The 18,519-nt window shown below is 72.5% G+C and carries 14 protein-coding genes and 1 pseudogene; 11 read left to right on the forward strand and 4 right to left on the reverse strand.

Features of this window, described 5'->3' with window-relative positions; all coding sequences use genetic code 11:
- The 4 genes and pseudogenes from AB0J36_RS22345 to AB0J36_RS22360 all read left to right on the forward strand — a co-directional run.
- On the forward strand, positions 1 to 853 hold an 853-nt coding region (locus tag AB0J36_RS22345; protein ID WP_363661062.1), incomplete at its 5' end, for a VOC family protein.
- 35 nt (positions 854 to 888) lie between these two features.
- Positions 889 to 1,929 (forward strand): annotated as a pseudogene (locus tag AB0J36_RS22350) (alpha-hydroxy acid oxidase); the annotation flags it as partial.
- 185 nt (positions 1,930 to 2,114) lie between these two features.
- The gene (locus AB0J36_RS22355) at positions 2,115 to 3,341 is read left to right on the forward strand and encodes a PLP-dependent aminotransferase family protein (RefSeq protein WP_357125708.1); all 1,227 of its coding nucleotides are present in this window, start codon (positions 2,115 to 2,117) and stop codon (positions 3,339 to 3,341) included.
- On the forward strand, positions 3,338 to 4,690 hold the full coding sequence (locus AB0J36_RS22360) for a cation:proton antiporter (RefSeq protein ID WP_357125263.1): 1,353 nt from the start codon (positions 3,338 to 3,340) through the stop codon (positions 4,688 to 4,690). The genes AB0J36_RS22355 and AB0J36_RS22360 overlap by 4 nt, the downstream gene beginning before the upstream one ends.
- 17 nt (positions 4,691 to 4,707) lie before the next feature.
- On the opposite strand, the gene AB0J36_RS22365 is transcribed toward AB0J36_RS22360, so the two are convergent.
- From AB0J36_RS22365 to larB, 3 genes are read right to left on the reverse strand one after another with little or no spacing between them, the layout of a single operon-like run.
- Entirely contained in the window at positions 4,708 to 6,006 is a 1,299-nt protein-coding gene (locus tag AB0J36_RS22365; RefSeq protein ID WP_363661063.1) for a nucleotide disphospho-sugar-binding domain-containing protein, read from the reverse strand.
- On the reverse strand, positions 6,003 to 7,349 hold the full coding sequence (gene larC, locus AB0J36_RS22370) for a nickel pincer cofactor biosynthesis protein LarC (RefSeq protein ID WP_363661064.1): 1,347 nt from the start codon (positions 7,347 to 7,349) through the stop codon (positions 6,003 to 6,005). The genes AB0J36_RS22365 and larC overlap by 4 nt, the downstream gene beginning before the upstream one ends.
- A complete protein-coding gene (larB, locus tag AB0J36_RS22375) occupies positions 7,342 to 8,037 on the reverse strand; it encodes a nickel pincer cofactor biosynthesis protein LarB (protein ID WP_357392585.1) in 696 nt (231 codons plus the stop codon). The genes larC and larB overlap by 8 nt, the downstream gene beginning before the upstream one ends.
- Here larB and larE point away from each other — a divergent pair.
- The 5 genes from larE to AB0J36_RS22400 all read left to right on the forward strand — a co-directional run bounded on the left by larE (position 8,018) and on the right by AB0J36_RS22400 (position 15,128).
- Positions 8,018 to 8,911, forward strand: a complete 894-nt coding sequence (larE, locus tag AB0J36_RS22380) for an ATP-dependent sacrificial sulfur transferase LarE (protein ID WP_357392584.1) — start codon at positions 8,018 to 8,020, stop codon at positions 8,909 to 8,911. The genes larB and larE overlap by 20 nt on opposite strands.
- A gap of 68 nt (positions 8,912 to 8,979) precedes the next feature.
- The gene (locus AB0J36_RS22385) at positions 8,980 to 11,304 is read left to right on the forward strand and encodes an HAD-IB family hydrolase (RefSeq protein WP_357125281.1); all 2,325 of its coding nucleotides are present in this window, start codon (positions 8,980 to 8,982) and stop codon (positions 11,302 to 11,304) included.
- Complete coding sequence (locus tag AB0J36_RS22390) at positions 11,301 to 12,560, forward strand: zinc-binding dehydrogenase (protein WP_363661065.1); 1,260 nt, start codon at positions 11,301 to 11,303, stop codon at positions 12,558 to 12,560. Before AB0J36_RS22385 ends, AB0J36_RS22390 begins: the two co-directional genes overlap by 4 nt.
- Before the next feature lie 50 nt (positions 12,561 to 12,610).
- The gene (locus AB0J36_RS22395; RefSeq protein WP_357125287.1) at positions 12,611 to 14,188 is read left to right on the forward strand and encodes a lactate racemase domain-containing protein; all 1,578 of its coding nucleotides are present in this window, start codon (positions 12,611 to 12,613) and stop codon (positions 14,186 to 14,188) included.
- Between the two features lie 13 nt (positions 14,189 to 14,201).
- Positions 14,202 to 15,128, forward strand: a complete 927-nt coding sequence (locus tag AB0J36_RS22400; protein ID WP_357125290.1) for a lysophospholipid acyltransferase family protein — start codon at positions 14,202 to 14,204, stop codon at positions 15,126 to 15,128.
- A 38-nt stretch (positions 15,129 to 15,166) separates the two neighbouring features.
- Here the strand turns inward: AB0J36_RS22400 and AB0J36_RS22405 are convergent, their stop codons facing one another.
- Entirely contained in the window at positions 15,167 to 15,616 is a 450-nt protein-coding gene (locus AB0J36_RS22405; RefSeq protein WP_357125293.1) for a hypothetical protein, read from the reverse strand.
- Between the two features lie 153 nt (positions 15,617 to 15,769).
- Here AB0J36_RS22405 and AB0J36_RS22410 point away from each other — a divergent pair, with 153 nt between their 5' ends.
- The gene (locus tag AB0J36_RS22410; RefSeq protein ID WP_363661066.1) at positions 15,770 to 17,386 is read left to right on the forward strand and encodes an aldehyde dehydrogenase family protein; all 1,617 of its coding nucleotides are present in this window, start codon (positions 15,770 to 15,772) and stop codon (positions 17,384 to 17,386) included.
- Positions 17,383 to 18,513, forward strand: coding sequence for an acyl-CoA dehydrogenase family protein (locus AB0J36_RS22415; RefSeq protein WP_357125299.1), 1,131 nt, complete (start codon positions 17,383 to 17,385; stop codon positions 18,511 to 18,513). The genes AB0J36_RS22410 and AB0J36_RS22415 overlap by 4 nt, the downstream gene beginning before the upstream one ends.
- Positions 18,514 to 18,519 lie beyond the last annotated feature (6 nt).

The raw sequence follows: 18,519 nt of genomic DNA on the forward strand, positions 1-18,519 counted from the left end.
GGGCGCGGGGGTGCCCGACGGGGCGTGGCTTCCGGCGGCCGGGGCGGGGGGGTTCGGGGGCGCGGGGCCCCGGGGCGCGGGGCGGGTGGTGCACCCCCCCCCCCGCGACGGGTTCGTCACGGCCACGGTCGGCGGCTTCGGCGACGTGACGCACACCTTCGTCCAGCCACCCGAGGGGTCGGCCGGCCCGGTGCTGCCCGGCCTGACGCCCGGTCTTCCGGACGGGCACCTGCCGGAGGCGGGGCCGGCTCTGGGGCTGGGGGTGGTCGACCACCTCGCCGTCTGTCTCGAGGCGGGCACGCTCGACCCGACCGTCGACTTTTACCGCACGGTGCTGGATTTCGACATGACGTTCGAGGAGCACATCCTCGTCGGCAGCCAGGCGATGTTCTCCAAGGTGGTGCAGAGCCCGTCGCGGTTGGTCACGCTCACGCTCATCGAGCCGGACGCCTCGGCCGCCGCCGGGCAGATCGACGACTTCCTCAAGGGGCACGGTGGCCCCGGTGTGCAGCACGTGGCGCTGTGCTCACCGGACATCGTGTCGGCGATCTCGGCGTTGACCGATCGGGGCGTGGAGTTCCTGCGCACGCCGGAGACCTACTACGACCTGCTCGGCCAGCGACTCGACCTCGCCCGGTACGACGTGAACCAGCTGCGGTCCCGCAACATCCTCGTCGACGAGGACCACGACGGCCAGCTGTTCCAGATCTTCGCCAGGTCCACCCATCCGCGCCGGACGTTCTTCTTCGAGGTCATCGAGCGGCTGGGTGCGCGCACCTTCGGCAGCGGGAACATCCGGGCGCTGTACGAGGCGGTCGAGGCGGAGCGGACCAAGACCCACGACGTCCTGTGACCACCATCGCGGCCCAGGGAACCGACCTCGCCGGCCTGCTCTGCCTCGACGACGTGGCGTTGGCGGCGCGGCGGGTGCTGACCGAGCCCGTCTGGGACTACGTGGCCGGGGGCAGCGGCACCGAGTCGACGCTGCGCGACAACCGGGACGCGTTCGACCGGGTGCACCTGGTCCCCCGGGTGCTGGTGGGTACGGACACCTGCGACCTCGGCACGGAGTTGCTGGGCACGCCGATGGGTCTGCCCGTCGGGGTGGCGCCGATGGCCTACCAGCGGCTCCTGCACCCGGACGGCGAGGTGGCGCTCGCCGAGGCGGCCCGGGACGAGGGCGCGGTCTTCGTCGCCAGCATGCTCAGCAGCGAGCCGGTCGAGCGGATCGCCGCCACCCAGGCGGAGGTCTGGATGCAGCTCTACTGGCTGCGCGACCGCGGGCTGGTCGCCGATCTGGTGGCCCGCGCCGAGGCCGCTGGCTGCCGGGCTCTCATGCTGACGGTCGACGTGCCCCGAATGGGTCGTCGCCTGCGGGACATGCGGTCCGGGTTCACACTGCCCGACGACGTGGTGGCCGCCAACCTGCCGCCGGAGGTCGGCGCGGCAGCGCACTCCGGCGGTCTGCACAGTTCGGCGCTGATGGTGCACACCGGTCTCGCTTTCGACCCGAGGCTGTCCTGGCGGGATCTGGACTGGCTGCGACGACGGACGCGGCTGCCGATCGTCGTGAAGGGCGTCCTGCACGCGGACGACGCGGTGCGCGCGACGGACCTCGGGGCGGACGCGGTCGTGGTGTCCAACCACGGCGGCCGCCAGCTCGACGGCGCGGTGCCCAGCATCGCGGCGCTGGAGCCGGTGGTCGCGGCCGTGGCCGACCGGTGCGCGGTGCTCCTGGACAGCGGCGTCCGTAGCGGCGTGGACGTGGCGCGGGCGCTGGCCCTCGGCGCGTCCGCGGTGCTGGTGGGTCGGCCCGCTCTCTGGGGGTTGGCGGTGGGTGGCCGGGCCGGGGCCCGCCGGGTGCTCTCGTTGCTGCGGGCCGAGTTGGAGGATGCGATGGCGATGATGGGCTGCGCCGACCTGCGGGCGCTGGGCCACGGCACCACCGTGGCCGGTGGCGGGCCGGTGTCGACGGGGCGGGGCCGGGCGTCCGGTGACGCCCTCGCGGGATGGTCCCCGTGACCGGCCGGTCGGGGACGACCACGGTGGGCGCCCGCGCGCCGATCGCCCTGGCCGACCTGCACGGTTCGCTGGCCGACCCGGTGCTCGACTCGATGACCTTCCTCAACGAGATCGCCGGTCGCTTCCCGGACGCGGTGTCGTTCGCCGCCGGCCGGCCCTACGAGGAGTTCTTCGAGGTCGAGGCGGTGCATCGGTACCTGCGCCGCTACTGCGACCATCTGCGTGACGAGCACGGGTTGAGCGAACGTCAGGTCAACCGCACGCTGTTGCAGTACGGGCGGACCAAGGGCATCGTGCACGACCTGGTGGCCCGCAACCTGTCCGTCGACGAGGGGATGGACGTCGACCCGGAGTCGGTCGTGGTGACGGTGGGCGCGCAGGAGGGCATGTTCCTCGTGTTGCGGGCGTTGCGGACCGACCCCCGCGACGTGCTGCTGGCCGTCTCGCCGAACTACGTGGGCATTCGCGGGGCCGCGTCGCTCGTGGACATGACCACGCTGCCGGTGCGGGACGGCTCGCGCGGCATCGACCTGGCCGACCTCGCCCGGGTGGTGCGCGACGCCCGGGCGGCGGGGCAGCGCCCCCGCGCGCTGTACCTCGTGCCCGACTTCGCCAACCCGGCCGGGGCGAGCCTGGACACCGAGACCCGGGTGGCGGTGCTGCGCGCGGCCGCCGAACACGATCTGCTGATCATCGAGGACAACCCGTACGGGCTGTTCCACGCCGGTGGCGACCGCCCGGCCACGCTCAAGGCCATGGACGACGACCGTCGGGTCGTCTATCTCGGCTCGTTCGCCAAGACCGGGATGCCCGGCGCCCGGGTGGGTTACGTGGTCGCTGACCAGCCGGTGGCCGGCCCCGGGGGAACGGGCCTGCTGGCCGACGAGCTTTCCAAGATCAAGAGCATGGTGACCGTCAACACCTCACCGCTGGCGCAGGCGATCATCGCCGGCAAGTTGCTGGAGCACGACTGCAGTCTCGTCCGCGCCAACGAGCGCGAGGCCGGCGCGTACCGGCGCAATCTGCGGCACGTGCTGGACGGCCTGGCCGCGCGCTTCGGGCCGGGTGCCGGCGTTTCCTGGAACACCCCCGGTGGGGGCTTCTTCCTCGTGGTGACGGTGCCGTTCGTGGTGGACGACGCGCTGCTGGAGCGCTCCGCCCGCGACTTCGGTGTGTTGTGGACGCCGATGCACCACTTCTACGCCGACGGAGGTGGACGCCACCAGCTCCGTCTGTCGGTCAGCCTGCTGCAGCCACCGCAGATCGAGCAGGGGCTCGACCGACTGGCGGCCCTGATCAGGGAGATGAGGCCGGTATGAACGCACCCATCATGCCGCTGGCCGGCGGACAGGTCGTGATCCTGCTCGTCCAGATCGCGTCCCTGCTCCTGCTCGGCCTCGGCCTGGGCCGGTTGGCGGCGCGGTTCGGCCTGCCCCAGATCGTCGGCGAGCTGATGGCCGGCGTGGTGCTCGGGCCGTCGCTGCTCGGCCACGCCGCTCCGGCGGTCCACGACTGGCTGTTCCCCGCCGACCCGGCGCAGATGCACCTGCTGGACGCGGTCGCCCAGATCGGCGTCCTGCTGCTGGTGGGGGTGGCCGGCATCGAGTTGGACACCCGGATCGTCCGCCGCCGTGGCACCTCGGCTCTCCGAATCAGTCTGGGCGGTCTGCTCATCCCGATCGGCTTCGGCATCCTGATCGGTTACCTGGCCCCGGCCGTCCTCGTGCCGGACACCACCGAACGCCCGGTGTTCGCGCTGTTCCTCGCCGTTGCCATGTGCGTGACGGCGATCCCCGTGATCGCCAAGACGCTGGCGGACATGAAGCTCATCCACCGCGACGTCGGGCAGTTGATCATGACTTCCGGCATGGTCGACGACGCCGTGGGCTGGTTCCTGTTGTCGGTCGTGTCGGCCATGGCGACCGTCGGCGTACGCGCGGGTCAGGTCGCGCTGTCCCTGCTGCTGCTGGTGGCGTTCGTGGTCGCCGCGATCGTCGTCGGCCGGCCGCTGGTGAGTGGAGCGTTGCGGCTCGCCGGCCGGTCCACCGAGAGCGGGCCGACCATCGTCACGGCCGTGATCATCGTCCTCGTCGGCGCGGCGATCACCCAGTCGCTGCACATGGAGGCGGTGTTCGGCGCGTTCGTCGCCGGCATCCTCGTCGGCCAGGCGATCCGGGATCGGCGGGCGGTGCTGGCCCCCCTGCGGACCGTCGTGCTCACCGTGCTGGCACCGATCTTCCTGGCCTCCGCCGGCCTACGGATGGACCTCGGCGTGCTGCTCGACCGCGACGTGGCGATCGCCGCCTTCGTGGTCCTCGCGGCGGCGATCCTCGGCAAGTTCACGGGCGCGTACCTCGGTGCGCGATCCAGCCGGCTCGGCCACTGGGAGTCCCTGGCCGTCGGCGCCGGCATGAACGCCCGGGGCGTCGTCGAGATCGTCGTCGCCATGGTGGGGTTGCGGCTCGGCGTCCTGGACATCGCCACCTTCACGATCATCGCCCTCGTCGCCATCGTCACGTCGATGATGGCGCCCCCGCTGCTACGCCTGGCGATGTCCCGGGTCGCGCACAGCGCCGACGAACTCCTGCGCAAGGCCGACCACGAGGAGCAGTGGGCGACCGGACCGGTCGTCCGACCGGCGGGCACGGGCGCCCCGCCGGCCGCGTAGCGGGCCGACCCAGCGGATCAACCCAGGACGCCGGCGGGGCCGATGGGGTCGGCCTCCCCGGAATCGTGCAGGGCGAGGATGGCCTCGGCCGCGTTCGCGGGTCCGTCAGTGGCCGCGTACCAGCGCTGGACCCGCTCGGCCGCCTCGCGGTAGGACCGGTCGGCCAGCATCTCCGCGGCGAGCGTGACCAGTCTCGCGCCCACGTGTCTCGGCGCCAGCAGGCGTGCCGCGCCGATCCGTTCCAGCAGCGCGAGGTTCAGGTCCTGCTCCGGTTGGAGCGGAAAACCGAGCACCGGCGTGCCGCCGGCCATCGCCGTCTGCACGCTGCCCTGTCCGCCCGCGGTGATCGCCAGGTCCACCTCCGGCATGATCAGGTGGCTCGGCAGCACGCCGCCGACCATGACCCGGTCGCCGGCCATGTCGTGCAGGTCGTGGTGGGTGCCGGCGACCAGTACGCGCACCGGGAGGGTGGCGATGGTCGTCACCACGCGCCGCACGAAGCCGACCTCGGCCGAGTTGACCGCCACGTAGACGACCGGCCCCGGCTCGGCGAGGAAACGGGCGACCCGCTCGGGCAACGGCAGGTCGAGCCGGGCGTAGAGCGGCCCGACGCAGCGCAGCCGGGTGCCCGCCCGATAGCCGGACCGGCCGTCCGGCCGCCAGTCGGCCACCTCCGTGGCGGACACGCCCAGCACCTCCGGCACCTCCGGGATGAGCGCCAGGTCGCCGAGGACGAGCGCGGCGAGGCTGGGTACGCGCGGTACGCCCAGGTCGGCCGCCAGCCGGTTGAACCCGCCGCAGTAGAAGCCGACCCGGGACGGCAGGGAGTTCGACAACCACCGCAGCAGCGGCGACGGCAGCAGGCCGAAGTGCGCCTGACTCGGCGCCGGCAGCATCCCGCGCTCGAACAGCGGCGGTACCCAACTGCCGGCGTGCTCGGTGACCAGCCGGGCACCGGCCAGCCGGGTCGACAGCAGGGTGGTCAGCGTGAAGCCGGTGACCACCGTACGGATGTCGTGCTGGCGGAAGTACTCGGTCTCGGCGGTGACGTAGTCGCGCATCTCCCGGTCGGTGTACATGCTCTGACCGACGTAGCCCATGCCGATCTCGTCGCGGATGAACCGTTCGCACCGCTGCGGCGTCATCCGTTCACCGACGATGTCGTACGGGACGCCGACGTCGCGGAGCACGTGCTCGTAGGTGCCGCCGTGCGTGGCGATGCGGGCGGTCACCCCGCGCTGTCGCAGCGCGCGGTAGATCTCCAACATGCGCGAGGTGGCGGAGAGGAAGCCGCAGTGCGGCATCAGACAGATCACGCGGTCGTCGCCTCCGGGAGCGGACCGGCCTCCGGGAGCGGACCGGCCTCTGCGACCGAGTCGGCCTCCGGGAGCGGTTCGGCCTGCGGTGACGGGCCGACGCCGCGGGCCACCGCGCGTACCTCGTCCAGCACCCGGGCGACCGGCACGTCGGCGCGCTGGGCGACCGCCAGGGCGTCGTCGTACTCCGGTTGCACGCTGACCAGACGGTCACCCAGGTAGCCGCGCTTGACCCGTACGGCGGTGTCGCCGTACGGCATGGCGATCTGGTCGCGGCGCAGCCGGCGGCGCTGCACGGTGGACACCCGTACGCCGAGCGTGCCGGTGTAGGTGAAGACCAGCCGGCAGACCAGGTCGAGCTGCGCCGGTGCGGCCAGCACGCTGAGCAGTTGCCCCGGTCGGCCCTTGCGCATCAGCACCGGCGTGCACCAGGCGTCCGCCGCGCCCACGGCCCGCAACCGCTCCAGCAGATCCGGCCAGATTCGCGGGTCCAGGTCGTCGATGGTGGTGTCGACCCGGTGCAGCGGTTCGCCCTGCCAGGGTGTGGCGTCGGAGTCCGGGGCCGCCGAGGCGCCCACCAGCACCCGCAGGATGTTCGGGTGGCCGGCCGGGTCGCGGGTGCCGGCGCCGACCCCGACCGCGTGCGGCACCAACGCCGGTGGCGGCCCCCAGCCGGTGGCCAGGGTGGCGAGCAGGGCGGCGCCCGACGGCGTGCACAGCTCCATCGCGGCCGGATGGGCGGCGATCGGTGCGCCCGCGCCGGAGAGGATCTCCAGAACGGCGGGCACGGGTACCGGCATCGGGCCGTGCTCGGTACGGACCACGCCGGAGCCGACCGCGACCGGGCCGACCACCCGGATCGGCGCGTCGAGCAGCCCCAGGTCGGCGAGCGCGAGCGCGCATCCGACCAGGTCGACCACCGCGTCGAGGGCGCCGACCTCGTGGAAGTGGATGTCCGCCAGGGGTACGCCGTGCACCCGCGCCTCGGCCCGCGCGAGGGTGGTGAAGGCGGCGACCGCGAAGTCGTGCACCGCCGACGGGAGCGCCGCCCGCGCGATGATCGCGGTCACCGCGGCCAGGTCGCGGTGGGTGCCGCTGTCGGGTGCCGTGACGACGAGATGGGCGGCGCGCAGGCCGTGTCGGCGTACGCTCTCCAGCTTCAGCGTCACCGGCTCCACCGCGAGTCGCGCCACGCCCTGCTCGACGGCGGACAGGCTCGCGCCCGCGTCGAGCAACGCCGCCAGCAGCATGTCGCCGGCCGCGCCGTTGCTGGGGTCGACCCACAGGGCGGTGCTCGACGGGACCGCCGCGCTGTCCTCGGTCATCGTCCGCGGCTCAGCCATTCGCGTCTGCGCAGCTCGGCGTGCGGCGGGCGATCCTGGCGGCGGCGACGCCCGCGCCGAAGCCGTTGTCCACGTTGACGGTGAGCACGCCCGGGGCGCACGAGTTGAGCATGCCGAGCCAGGCCGTCAGGCCGTCCAGGTGCCAGCCGTACCCGACGCTGGTGGGCACCGCGATCAGCGGGCTGCCGACCAGTCCACCGAGGACCGACGGCAGCGCGGCCTCCATCCCGGCGATGGCCACCACCACGTCGGCGCGGGCGATCCGGTCCCGCTCGGCCAGCAACCGGTGCAGGCCGGCCACCCCGACGTCCACCACGAGATCCGCCCGGGACCCGAAGACGGCCACGGTGGCCGCGCACTCACGGGCGACCGGCAGGTCGCTCGTGCCGCCGCAGGCGATGGCGACCGTGCCCACCGGCGTGCGCTCGGGGCCCACCACCGCGGTCCGGGACACCGGATCCACCACGTCGGCGCCGAACTCGTCGGCGCACCGGGCCATGGCGGCGTCGGTGAGCCGGGTGGCGAGGATCGGAGTGTCCGGATGGGCGACGCGTAGCGCGTGCATCGCTCCCGTCACCTGTTCAGGAGTTTTGCCCGCGCCGTACACCACTTCGGGGTCGCCGGTGCGCGACAGACGGTCCACGTCCATCCGTGCGAATCCTAGGTCGATGAATTCCGGTGCGGACACCTCACGCTCCTTCCAGTACTGTCGAGCTGTGAGACCTGATGGATGGGCCTGGGGGGCCGCGGATCAGCTCGTCGCGGAATTCACACGATACGGCAAAACGCTCGTCGCATTCTCCGGTGGCGTGGACTCCAGCGTCGCCGTAGCGGCGGCGGTGCGGGCTCTGGATCCGGCCGATGTCGCCGCGGTGACGGCGGTTTCGGCCGCTGTCCCCGCCGCCGAGGTCGCCGCCGCCCGCGACTTCTGCGCCCGGCTCGGCGTGGCGCACCACGTGCTCGGCACCCGCGAGCTGGAGGTCGAGGGCTACCGCGAGAACGGCCCGCGCCGGTGCTACTTCTGCAAGAGCACGCTCATCGACACCGTGCGTGAGCTGGCCGACCGGCTCGGCTTCACGACAGTGGTGACGGGCACCAACGCCTCGGACCTGGCCGCCGGCTTCCGGCCGGGGATCGCCGCCGCAGCCGAGCGCGCGGCCCGCACGCCGCTCGCGGACCTCGGGCTCGACAAGCCGGCGGTACGCGCGATAGCGGAGCTCTGGGGCCTCGACACGGCCGCCAAACCGGCCGCCGCCTGTCTGGCCAGCCGGATCGCGTTCGGGGTGCCCATCTCGCCGGCCCGGCTGGCCCGGGTGGAGCTGGCCGAGCTGGCCGCCCGCCGCCTGCTGGACCCGCACGGGGTGGTCGACCTGCGGGTCCGTGACCTGGGTGACGGCGTCCGCCTCGAGGTCGACGCGCCCATCGTGGAGCGGGCCCGTGCCGACCAGCGGCTCGCCGCGGCCATCCGCGCGGCCGGATTCCCCGACCTGCCGCTCACGGTGGAGGCGTTCCGGTCCGGATCGATGAACGAACTGCTCGACGATCCGGACCGCTGGCGCTGACCGTCGGCGTCGTTTTTTCCGCGAATCGGTGGGCTGACGCGCGGCCCGTTTGACGCTATCCTCATCTGGTGAATTACAACCCGGGTGACCGACCCGCCACGCCGAACTGGTCTCTCGATGGTGCCCACGTCCTGCTCACCGGGGTGACCGGGTTCCTCGGGCAGGCGGCGCTGGAGCGGCTGCTCGCCGACTACCCCAACACCCGGGTGACGGTGCTGGTGCGCGGGCGCGGCGCGACGTCGGGCGCCGACCGCGTCGCCGGACTGGGGCGCAAGCCGGTGTTCCGCACGCTGCGCCGCAGGATCGGCGGGCCGGCCCTCACGCAGTTGCTGGCCGAGCGGGTCAGCGTCCTCGAGGGCGACCTCACCGGCTCGGTCCCGGCGCTGCCGGACGACCTGACCGCCGTCCTGCACTGCGCGTCCACCGTGTCCTTCGACCCGCCGATCGACGAGGCGTTCGAGGTCAACGTCGGCGGTCTGGTCAACCTCTACGATGCGGTCGTCGCGCTGCCGCGACGTCCGCACGTGGTCCACGTCTCGACGGCGTACGTGGCCGGCGCCCGCAAGGGCGTGGTGCCCGAGGCCCCGCTGGACCACGACGTCGACTGGCAGGCCGAGCTGACCGCCGCGCGGGCCGCCCGCGCCGAGGTGGAGCGCGCTTCCCGCCGCCCCGAGGCGCTGCGCGCGCTGTTGGCCGAGGCCCGCGCCGAGCACGGCAAGGCCGGCCCGCAGGCGACGGCGCGGGCCGCCGAGGAGGCGCGGCGTCGCAAGGTGACCGAGCGACTCATCGACTACGGCCGGCTGCGCGCGCACAGCGTCGGCTGGCCGGACGTCTACACGTTCACCAAGGCGCTGGGGGAGCGGGTCGCCGAGCAGTACGCCCGCGACGAGGGGTTGCGCCTCTCCGTGGTGCGCCCGGCGATCGTGCAGAGCGCGCTGCGTCATCCGTTCCCCGGGTGGTTCGACTCCTTCAAGATGGTGGACCCGATCATCCTGTCGTACGGGCGCGGCACGCTTCCGGACTTTCCCGGCCTGCCCGACGCGGTGGTGGACATCGTCCCCATCGACCTGGTCACCAACGCCCTGCTGGCGGTCGCGGCCGTCGAGCCGGAGCCCGCCGCGCCGGTCTACTACCACGTCGGCACCGGCGCGCGGAACCCGCTGACCCAACGCCAGCTCGACGAGAACATCCGCAACTACTTCCGCCGTCACCCGCTGCCCGAGGCCGGTCGCGGTCACATCGCGGTGCCGACCTGGCGCTTTCCGGGCGCGAGCCAGATCGAGCGCAAGCTGCGCACCGGTGAGCGCGCCGTGTCGCTCGCCGAACGGGCGCTGCTGCGGCTGCCGGCCTCGCCGCGCACCCGCGACTGGATGACGAAGGTGCACAAGGAGACCAAGCGGATCGAGTCGCTGCGTCGACTGTCCGACCTGTACGGCGTATACACCGAGGTCGAGGCCATCTACACCGACGGCAACGTGCTGGCGCTGCACCGCCAGGTGCCCGAGGAGATGGTCAGCCGGGGCAGCTTCGACGTCGCCGAGGTGGACTGGCCGCACTACCTCCAGGAGGTGCACTGCCCGGCCATCACCGCGCTGCTGCGGCAGTCGGTGACCCGGCGTCCCCGTTCCAGCGGGCGCGGGCCGCTGCCCGAGGGCCGCGACACGGTGGCGGTCTTCGACCTGGAGGGCACGGTGGTGGCGTCCAACCTCATCGAGACCTTCCTGTGGGCCCGCCTGTCCGACCGGCCGAAGGGCGGCTGGGCCAAGGAGTTCGCCGCGCTCGCCGGAGCCGCGCCGCGCTACCTGCGCGCCGAGCAGCGCAGCCGGGGTGAGTTCATCCGGACCTTCATGCGGCGGTACGCCGGCGCCTCCGAGGAGGCGCTGCGCGACCTGATCCGTGACCGGATGGGTGACGCGCTGCTGCGGCGGGCGCTGCCGGAGGCGATCCGGCAGATCCGCGCCCACCGTGCGGCCGGCCACCGCACCATCCTGATCACCGGCACCGCGGACATCCTCATCGAATCGCTGCGCCCGCTCTTCGACGACGTGGTCGCGAGCCGGTTGCACGTGCGCGACGGCGTCCTGACCGGCTTTTTGGCCTCACCGCCGTTGGTGGGCGAGGCCCGCCTGGCCTGGCTCCGCCACCACGCCGACGACATCGGCGCAGACCTGCGCAGCTCGTACGCGTACGGCGACAGCTTCTCCGACCGATCACTTCTCGAGGGGGTGGGCAACCCGGTGGCCGTCAACCCCGATCCCAAGCTGTACCGCCACGCGAAGCGCCAGAACTGGCGCATCGAGGAGTGGGGCGGGCACACGGTCGGCGCGGTCGAGAACATGGTCGAGCTGACCACCTCGGCCGCCGGCCCCGGCGCGCGGGGAGCGGCCCGATGATGCCGGCCCTGGAATACCGCCAGTCGACTCCCCGCTTCCTCGCCGCCCGGGGCGCCAGCTCCACCAAACTCGGCGGCCGGATGTCCGGCGTGCTCGCCAGCAACGTGGCGCCCCTGCGCCTGGTGCACCGGGCCGAGCCCAGCCTGCCGTCGGGCGACTGGGTCCGGCTGCGACCGCTGCTCTCCGGCATCTGCGGCTCGGACGTCAGCCTGCTGACGGGTCGCTCGTCGCCGTACTTCGGAGCGGTCGTGTCGATGCCCTTCGTGCCCGGGCACGAGGTGGTCGCGGAGACCCTGGACGACCTACCCAACCTGCCCAAGGGCAGCCGCGTCGTGGTCGACCCGGTGCTGTCCTGCGCCGTACGCGGCGGGGAGCCCTGCCGATGGTGTGTCGCGGGGCAGCACAGCCGGTGCGACCGGGTCACCGCCGGTCGTGTCTCCGCCGGCCTGCAGACCGGCTACTGCACCGACACCGGCGGCGGCTGGGGTCGGCAGATGGTCGCGCACGCGGCCCAGCTGCATCCCGTACCCGACACGATGGACGACCGTCGGGCGGTGCTCGTCGAGCCGCTGGCCTGCGCGGTGCACTCGGTCCATCGGGCGCAGGTGCCGGCCGGGGCGGCCGTGTTGATCGTCGGCGCCGGCACGGTCGGCCTGCTGACCCTGCTGGCGCTGCGTGCCCTGACCAAGGCCGGCCCCATCTACGTGGTGGCCAAGCACGCGCACCAGCACGCCCGGGCCCGCGAGCTCGGGGCCACCGAGGTGTTCCAGCCGTCCCGTGCGGCTCGCGCGGTACGCCGGGCCTGTGGCGGCACGCTGGAGCAACCCATGATCGGCGGCGACTTCCTCCTCGGTGGGGCGGACGTGGCCTTCGAGTGCACCGGTGCCGGGGCCGGCCTGGATATGGCGCTGCGGCTGGTCCGGGCCGGTGGCACGGTGCTGCTGTCCGGGATGCCTTCCGGCGGGGTGGACCTGACACCCGTCTGGTTCCGGGAGCTGAACCTCGTCGGGTCGTACGCCTCCAGCGGCAGCGCGGCGGCGAGCCCGACCGCCGGGACCGAGGCCGACGTGCCGGAGGCCGACGAGCCCGTCGGGGGCACGTTCGCCGAGGCGATGGCGCTGGCCGCCGAAGCGCCCCTGGACGGTTACGTCGACGCGATCTACCCGCTGTCGCGGTGGCGCGAGGCGCTCGGCCACGCCGCCAAGGCCGGGCAGTTGGGCGCCGTCAAGGTCGCCTTCGACCCCAGCCGCAACTGACCAAGCAGCCCGACGCACCCGCACGAGCCGGAACGACGAAAGGACAATTCATGAGCAGACCTGGCTTCGTGCTCGAGGTCGACGAGCGTACGCCGCCGCTGCTCGTCCACCAGGGGGAGGGTTTCCTCCTCGAGCGGTTCCCGCTCGGCACACGGGTAGTGTACCCGCCGGATTCGCTTCCGCCGATCGCCAACGTCGACGCCGCCATCCAGCGCGCGCTGCTGCACCCGGTGGACTCGCCGCCGCTGCCCGACCTGCTCCGCCCCGGGATGCGACTGACGATCGTCTTCGACGACCTGTCCCTCCCGTTGCCGCAGATGCGCCCACCGGACGTCCGGCAGCGGGTGATCGAGAACGTGCTGGAGCTCGCCGCCGAGGCGGGTGTGGACGACGTCGAGCTGATCGCGGCGAACTCGCTGCACCGGCGGATGACGCCGGCCGAGCTGAAGCGGATCGTCGGCGAGCGGGTCTTCCGGGCGTTCTTCCCCAAGCACCTGAAGAATCATGACGCCGAGGACCCGGACGGTCTGGTCCACCTCGGCACCACGCCGCACGGCGAGGACGTGGAGATCAACCGGCGGGCGGCCGAGAGCGATCTCATCGTGTACGCCAACATCAACCTCACCGCGATGAGCGGCGGCAGCAAGTCGGTGACCGTGGGTCTCGGCTCCTACCGGAGTCTTCGCCACCACCACAACGTCCACACGCTGCGCCACTCGCGCTCCTTCAACGACCCGCCGAACTCGGCCATGCACCACTCGTACGACCGGATGGCCGACGTGCTGGGCGAGGCGGTCAAGGTCTTCACGGTCGAGACCACCCTCAACCTCGACTCGTTCCCCAGCCAGGTCGGCTTCCTCAACAAGCGCGAATGGGAGTGGGGGATCGGCGACCAGCTCTCCTACCTGGCCGCCAAGCGGGCCAACGACCTGACGCCGCCCAAGCTGCGCCGACGCGTCTGGCAGAACAACGACGCGCCGTACGGGGTGACCGGGGTCAACGCGGGCCGGCCCGACTCGGTCCACCCGCTCACGCTCGCCAACGTGCACCGTCAGCAGCTCACCGAGGTGCAGGGTCAGAGTGACATCGGCGTGTGGGGCCTGCCCTTCATCTGCCCGTACAACGTCAACTCGATCATGAACCCGATCCTGGTGATGTCGCTGGGCCTGGGGTACTTCTTCAACCTCTACCGCAACCAGCCCATCGTGCGGCGCGGCGGGGTCGGCATCTTCTACCACCCGATGCCCAAGGAGTTCCACCCGGTGCACCACCCCAGCTACATCGACTTCTTCGAGGAGGTCCTGCCGCAGACCACCGACCCGGCGGCGATCGAGGCGAAGTACGAGCAGCAGTACGCGCAGGACCCCTGGTACCGGCACCTGTACCGGACCAGCTACGCGTACCACGGCGTGCACCCGTTCTACATGTGGTACTGGGGGGCGCACGCGATGGAGCACCTGGGCGACGTGATCTTCGTCGGCGCCGACCGGAAGACGGCGGCGGTGATGGGCTTCCGGGCGGCCTCTTCGCTCGCCGACGCGCTGGAGATGGCGCGTGACACGGTCGGGTCGAGCCCGAGCATCACCTACCTGCACGCCCCGCCCGTGACCCTGGCGGACGTCCGATGACCCGGGAGGCGACGTGCGCCTGATCGACGAGGTGAGGCTGCTGCGCGGCCGCCGCGACTGGCGTGGCCGGGCGACGACTCCTCGCTCCGCCGAGCCGTACGAGATCCGCCGCGAGCGCTCCGAGTTTCCCACCGCCTGGGCCCGCACCCGGGCGGCGGGGGCGGTCCGCTTCGGCCTGCAGCGGGGCGTGCTCAAGTCGGTGGCCTGGACCCAGACCCATCCGGTCGTTCGCGGCACGGAGTACCTCGACGGCTTGCAGGGGCCCGCCGTCTTCGTCTCCAATCACGCGAGTCACCTGGACACGCCGTTGATTCTCGGCTCGGTGCCCCGTCGGTTCGCGCGGCGGCTGGCCGTCGGGGCCGCCGCCGACTACTTCTTCGACGCGCGCTGGCGGGCCGTCGTGACGTCGCTGGTGTTCAACGCCTTCCCGATCGAGCGGCAGGGTGACCGGCGGCTACGCAGCCTCGCCACCAAGCTGCTCGGCGACGGTTGGAGCCTGCTGCTCTTTCCGGAGAGCAGCAGGTCCACCGACGGCTGGATGAGCGGCATGCGGTTGGGCGCCGCGCACCTGTGCTGCACGCACAACGTTCCGGCGGTGCCGGTCGCGCTGCGGGGCACGTTCGGCGCCATGCCGCGCGGCCGGAACTGGCCGGTGCCCGGCCGGCGCACGGTCGTGGTGCGCTACGGCCGGCCACTGTGGCCCCGCGAGGGCGAGGGGGCGCGGGCGTTCCACGAGCGGATGTCCGCCGCGATCGGCCGGTTGTGGGTGGAGGAGGAGGTCGGCTGGTACCGCTCACTGCGGACCGCGCCGGCCGCCGCCGTCGCGTCCACCACCGGGCCGCAGGCCGCCGAGTGGCGGCGGTTGTGGGAGTCGACGCGTCCGCTTCCCGCGGCCGACGGCCGCCCGGCCCGCCGTATCTGGCCGACCAGCCGTTCCTGACCGTCGGACGACTCCCGTCCGGGCGGTCGGCGTGCGGGCTACGGCCGCTCGCGCGGGAGATCGGCGGTTGGCTGCCCGGCGGCGTTGCCGGCCGGGAGACGGTAGCCGGCGAAGAAGACCGCCAGTCCCACCACGACGGTGAGCGCCAGCAGGGCGTTCTCCGCGACGCTGTCGGCGGTTGGCAGCGCCCCCGCGTGGGCCAGATGGAACAGCAGGTGTGGCGTGTTCGCGACGACCGACGCGGCCGCTGCGGCGAGACACAACTCCCGCACCGGCCGCGCGGCCGCCCACCCGAGGACGACCGCCAACGCCAGGTAGGCGTAGCCCAGGTCGGACAGCAGGTGCTCGTTGTACGGGCCACCGGCGGCGACCCAGCCCGCGCCGAACGGGAACCAGTCGAAGAACCACCGTGGCGCGACGGACGCCGGCACGCCGAGGGCGAGCATCTGCGCGGCCAGTAATGCCGATCCGATCCGAATCCACCGCATGGGGCTTTTCCTGGGCGCTTGCGCGTCGTGTGTCGGCATCTTGCCTCTGCTCAAAGGTTCGTTGACACCCTTCAACGAGGGCATCTATGGTTCGACCGTTCCTCGACTAATGAATTAGTAGCACAGACTCGCTTATGGGAGGGGGCTGCGACGTTGCGATCGTACGGGTCCTACATCGCAGGTCAGGACGTTCCAGCGGACAAGTGGGTACATTGCCTGCGCGCCTCGGCGGTGCTCGACGACATGCTGCCCCAGCTTTCCCTCAAGCGTGACCTGGACCGCGGCCGTCGCCACGACGGCGACGACCACGCGAGCGTCCTGGCCCGCTGCGCGGTGGCCGACGACGCCGTCGTCGAGCAGGCCATCCAGGCCGCCGCGGCGGCGGCGCCCGTCTGGGGCGCGATGCCTCTTCGGGTACGGCTCCAGGTGGCGCACCGACTCCACGAGGAGCTGCGCCGGCGGCACGACGAGGTGGTGGAGGTCCTCGTCCAGGAGGGGCACCCCCGCGCGCTCGCCGAGTGGGAGCTGGCCGGGTGCCTGCACGGGACGAGCCCCGAGACGATCGGGCTGTGCGCGGAGCAGATGCACCGGGAGTACGACGACGCGAACCGGCGTCTACTGGTGGTACGCAAGCCCGACGGCGTGGTCGCGCTGAGCCCACCGCAGAACGCGGCGGCGGTCAACTCGCTGCTCGGCGTTCCCGCGCTCGCCGCCGGCAACGCGCTCGTCGTGAAGGCGCCGCGGGGGAGCCCCTACGGCGTGATGTTCGTGCTGCGCGAGATCGTGGCGCCGATCCTCGACGAGGTCGGTGCCCCACCCGGCACCCTGAACGTGGTCTGCGGCCCGCCCAAGCGGATCCTCGACCAGTTCCTGGCCAGCCCGCTCGTCGACGACATCTTCTACTTCGGCAGCAGCGAACTCGGCATCCCGCTCGGAGTGGAGGCGGTACGCCGGGGCAAGAAGCCGATCCTGGAGTTGGCCGGCAACGACGGTTGCGTGGTGTGGCACGACGCCGATCTCGACCGTGCCGCCGAGGCGCTCACCGAGAGCTTCTTCGGGTCCGGGCAGATCTGCATGGTTCCCAACTACGTGGTGGCCCACCCGGCGATCGCGGACCGTCTGCTGGCCCGCCTGATCAGCCACGCCCGCAAGATCCGGCCCGGTCATCCCGAGGATCCGGACGTGCTGCTGTCGCCGGTGCTCAAGAGCGACCAGTTCGCCCGGTACGTCGAGCAGGCCACGGAGTGCGGCGCCGAGGTGCTCGCCGGTGGGAACCGGATGGAGCTGGACGGCTCGATCTCGTCCACCGGGGTGTTCGTCGAGCCGACCGTTCTGCGGGTCAACGGCCTGACCGACGCCCGGGCGGTGTGGGCGGTGGCCCGGGAGACCTTCTTCCCGCTGCTGCCGGTGGTGGTGCCCGACCCGGACCACGGCGACGGCCTGCTCGACGACGTCATCGACTTCCTGAACGCCAACGAGTACGCCCTGCGCAACTCGGTCTGGACCGGTGACGAGTCCATGGTCGAGCAGTTCGTGGCCCGGGTGCACAACGGGGGCCTACTCAAGATCAACGACTCGCACATCGGGTTCGTCCCGTACCTGTCCACCCACGGTGGCGCCGGCCTGACCGGCGGCCCGGGGGGCGAGAGCAACTATCCAATGCTGCGTACGTCGCACCTGCAGGGCATCAGCATCGGTCGCGACGTCCAGCCCCGGCGGGCGGCACTTGCCTCCCCGCTGCGTGCCGAGCGGGAGGGTCTGGCGGCATGAGCTTTCTCGACACCGAGCGGGACACCTGCGACATGCTGCTTCCCGGCCTGCTCAAGAGGCTCGGCGAGGTTCCCCTGATGGAGTTGGAGCGCCCGGGTGGGCCGGGCGTCGCCCTCTTCCGGGAGGCGGGGGGCGCGGGTCTGGTGGTGCCCAAGACCTACCAAGGGCTCGGCGCGTCCGCCCTCCAGGCCGTGCGGGTCACCCGCGCCCTGGCCGCGCAGGCGCCGTCGCTGGCGGTCGCCACCACGATGCACCAGTTCTCGGTCGCCGGCCTGGTGGCCCTGGCCCGGGCGAACGTCGGGTTCGAGTGGATGCTGCTGGAGGCGGTGGCCACCGATCGCCGGCTGGTGGCCTCCGGCTTCGCCGAGGGGCATGCCGGTCGCGGCATCCTGACGCCCACCATGACGGCCCGGCGGGACGGCAAGAACTGGCGGGTCACCGGTGCGAAGCGCCCGTGCAGCCTCTCCGCCTCGATGGACCTGCTGACCGCCAGCGTGGCGGTGCCCACCGACGACGGCGGCACCCGCCTGGGTGTGGCGCTCATCCCGGCGGAGTCGCCGGGCATCACGATCGAGCCCTTCTGGGCGTCGCCGGTGCTCACCGGCGCCGAGTCCGACGCCGTGCTGCTCAACGACGTCGAGGTGCATCCAGACCTGTTCGTCTACCCGGAGGTCGCGCTCGACGGCCAGCTCGACGACCTGCAGACCATCGGGTTCGTCTGGTTCCAGCTCCTGGTGACCGCGTGTTACCTGGGGGTGGCGTCCGCGCTGGTCGAGCGCGCGATCACCAGCGGCCGGGGACCGGTCACCGAGCGGGCGGACGTGGCGACCGCCGTGCAGGGCGCGGCGATCATGTTGGACGGCGCGGCACGGAGTCTCGACGACGGCGACGGCGGCAACGACGCCCTCGGCCGGGCGCTCGTGGTGCGCTTCGCCGCCGCGAACGCGATCGCCACGGCGGTGCGCGGGTCGGTGGATCTGCTCGGTGGGATGGCGTTCATCTCCTCGCCCGAGGTGGCCTATCTCGCCGCCACGTCGCACGCGGTCGCCTTCCATCCACCGTCGCGGGTGAGCACCGCCGCGGAACTGACGGCCTGGTTCGGCGGCCAGCCGCTCGTGGTGAGCTAGGAGGAG

It is taken from the genome of Micromonospora sp. NPDC049662 (genome assembly GCF_040675055.1).
GTDB lineage: Bacteria > Actinomycetota > Actinomycetes > Mycobacteriales > Micromonosporaceae > Micromonospora.

Coding starts and splice junctions, on each gene's coding strand:
- AB0J36_RS22355 (WP_357125708.1), top strand. CDS start 2,115: ATGACCTTCCTCAACGAGATCGCCGGTCGCTTCCCGGACGCGGTGTCG.
- AB0J36_RS22360 (WP_357125263.1), top strand. CDS start 3,338: ATGAACGCACCCATCATGCCGCTGGCCGGCGGACAGGTCGTGATCCTG.
- larC (WP_363661064.1), bottom strand. CDS start 7,349: ATGGCTGAGCCGCGGACGATGACCGAGGACAGCGCGGCGGTCCCGTCG.
- larE (WP_357392584.1), top strand. CDS start 8,018: ATGAATTCCGGTGCGGACACCTCACGCTCCTTCCAGTACTGTCGAGCT.
- AB0J36_RS22390 (WP_363661065.1), top strand. CDS start 11,301: ATGATGCCGGCCCTGGAATACCGCCAGTCGACTCCCCGCTTCCTCGCC.
- AB0J36_RS22395 (WP_357125287.1), top strand. CDS start 12,611: ATGAGCAGACCTGGCTTCGTGCTCGAGGTCGACGAGCGTACGCCGCCG.
- AB0J36_RS22405 (WP_357125293.1), bottom strand. CDS start 15,616: ATGCGGTGGATTCGGATCGGATCGGCATTACTGGCCGCGCAGATGCTC.
- AB0J36_RS22415 (WP_357125299.1), top strand. CDS start 17,383: ATGAGCTTTCTCGACACCGAGCGGGACACCTGCGACATGCTGCTTCCC.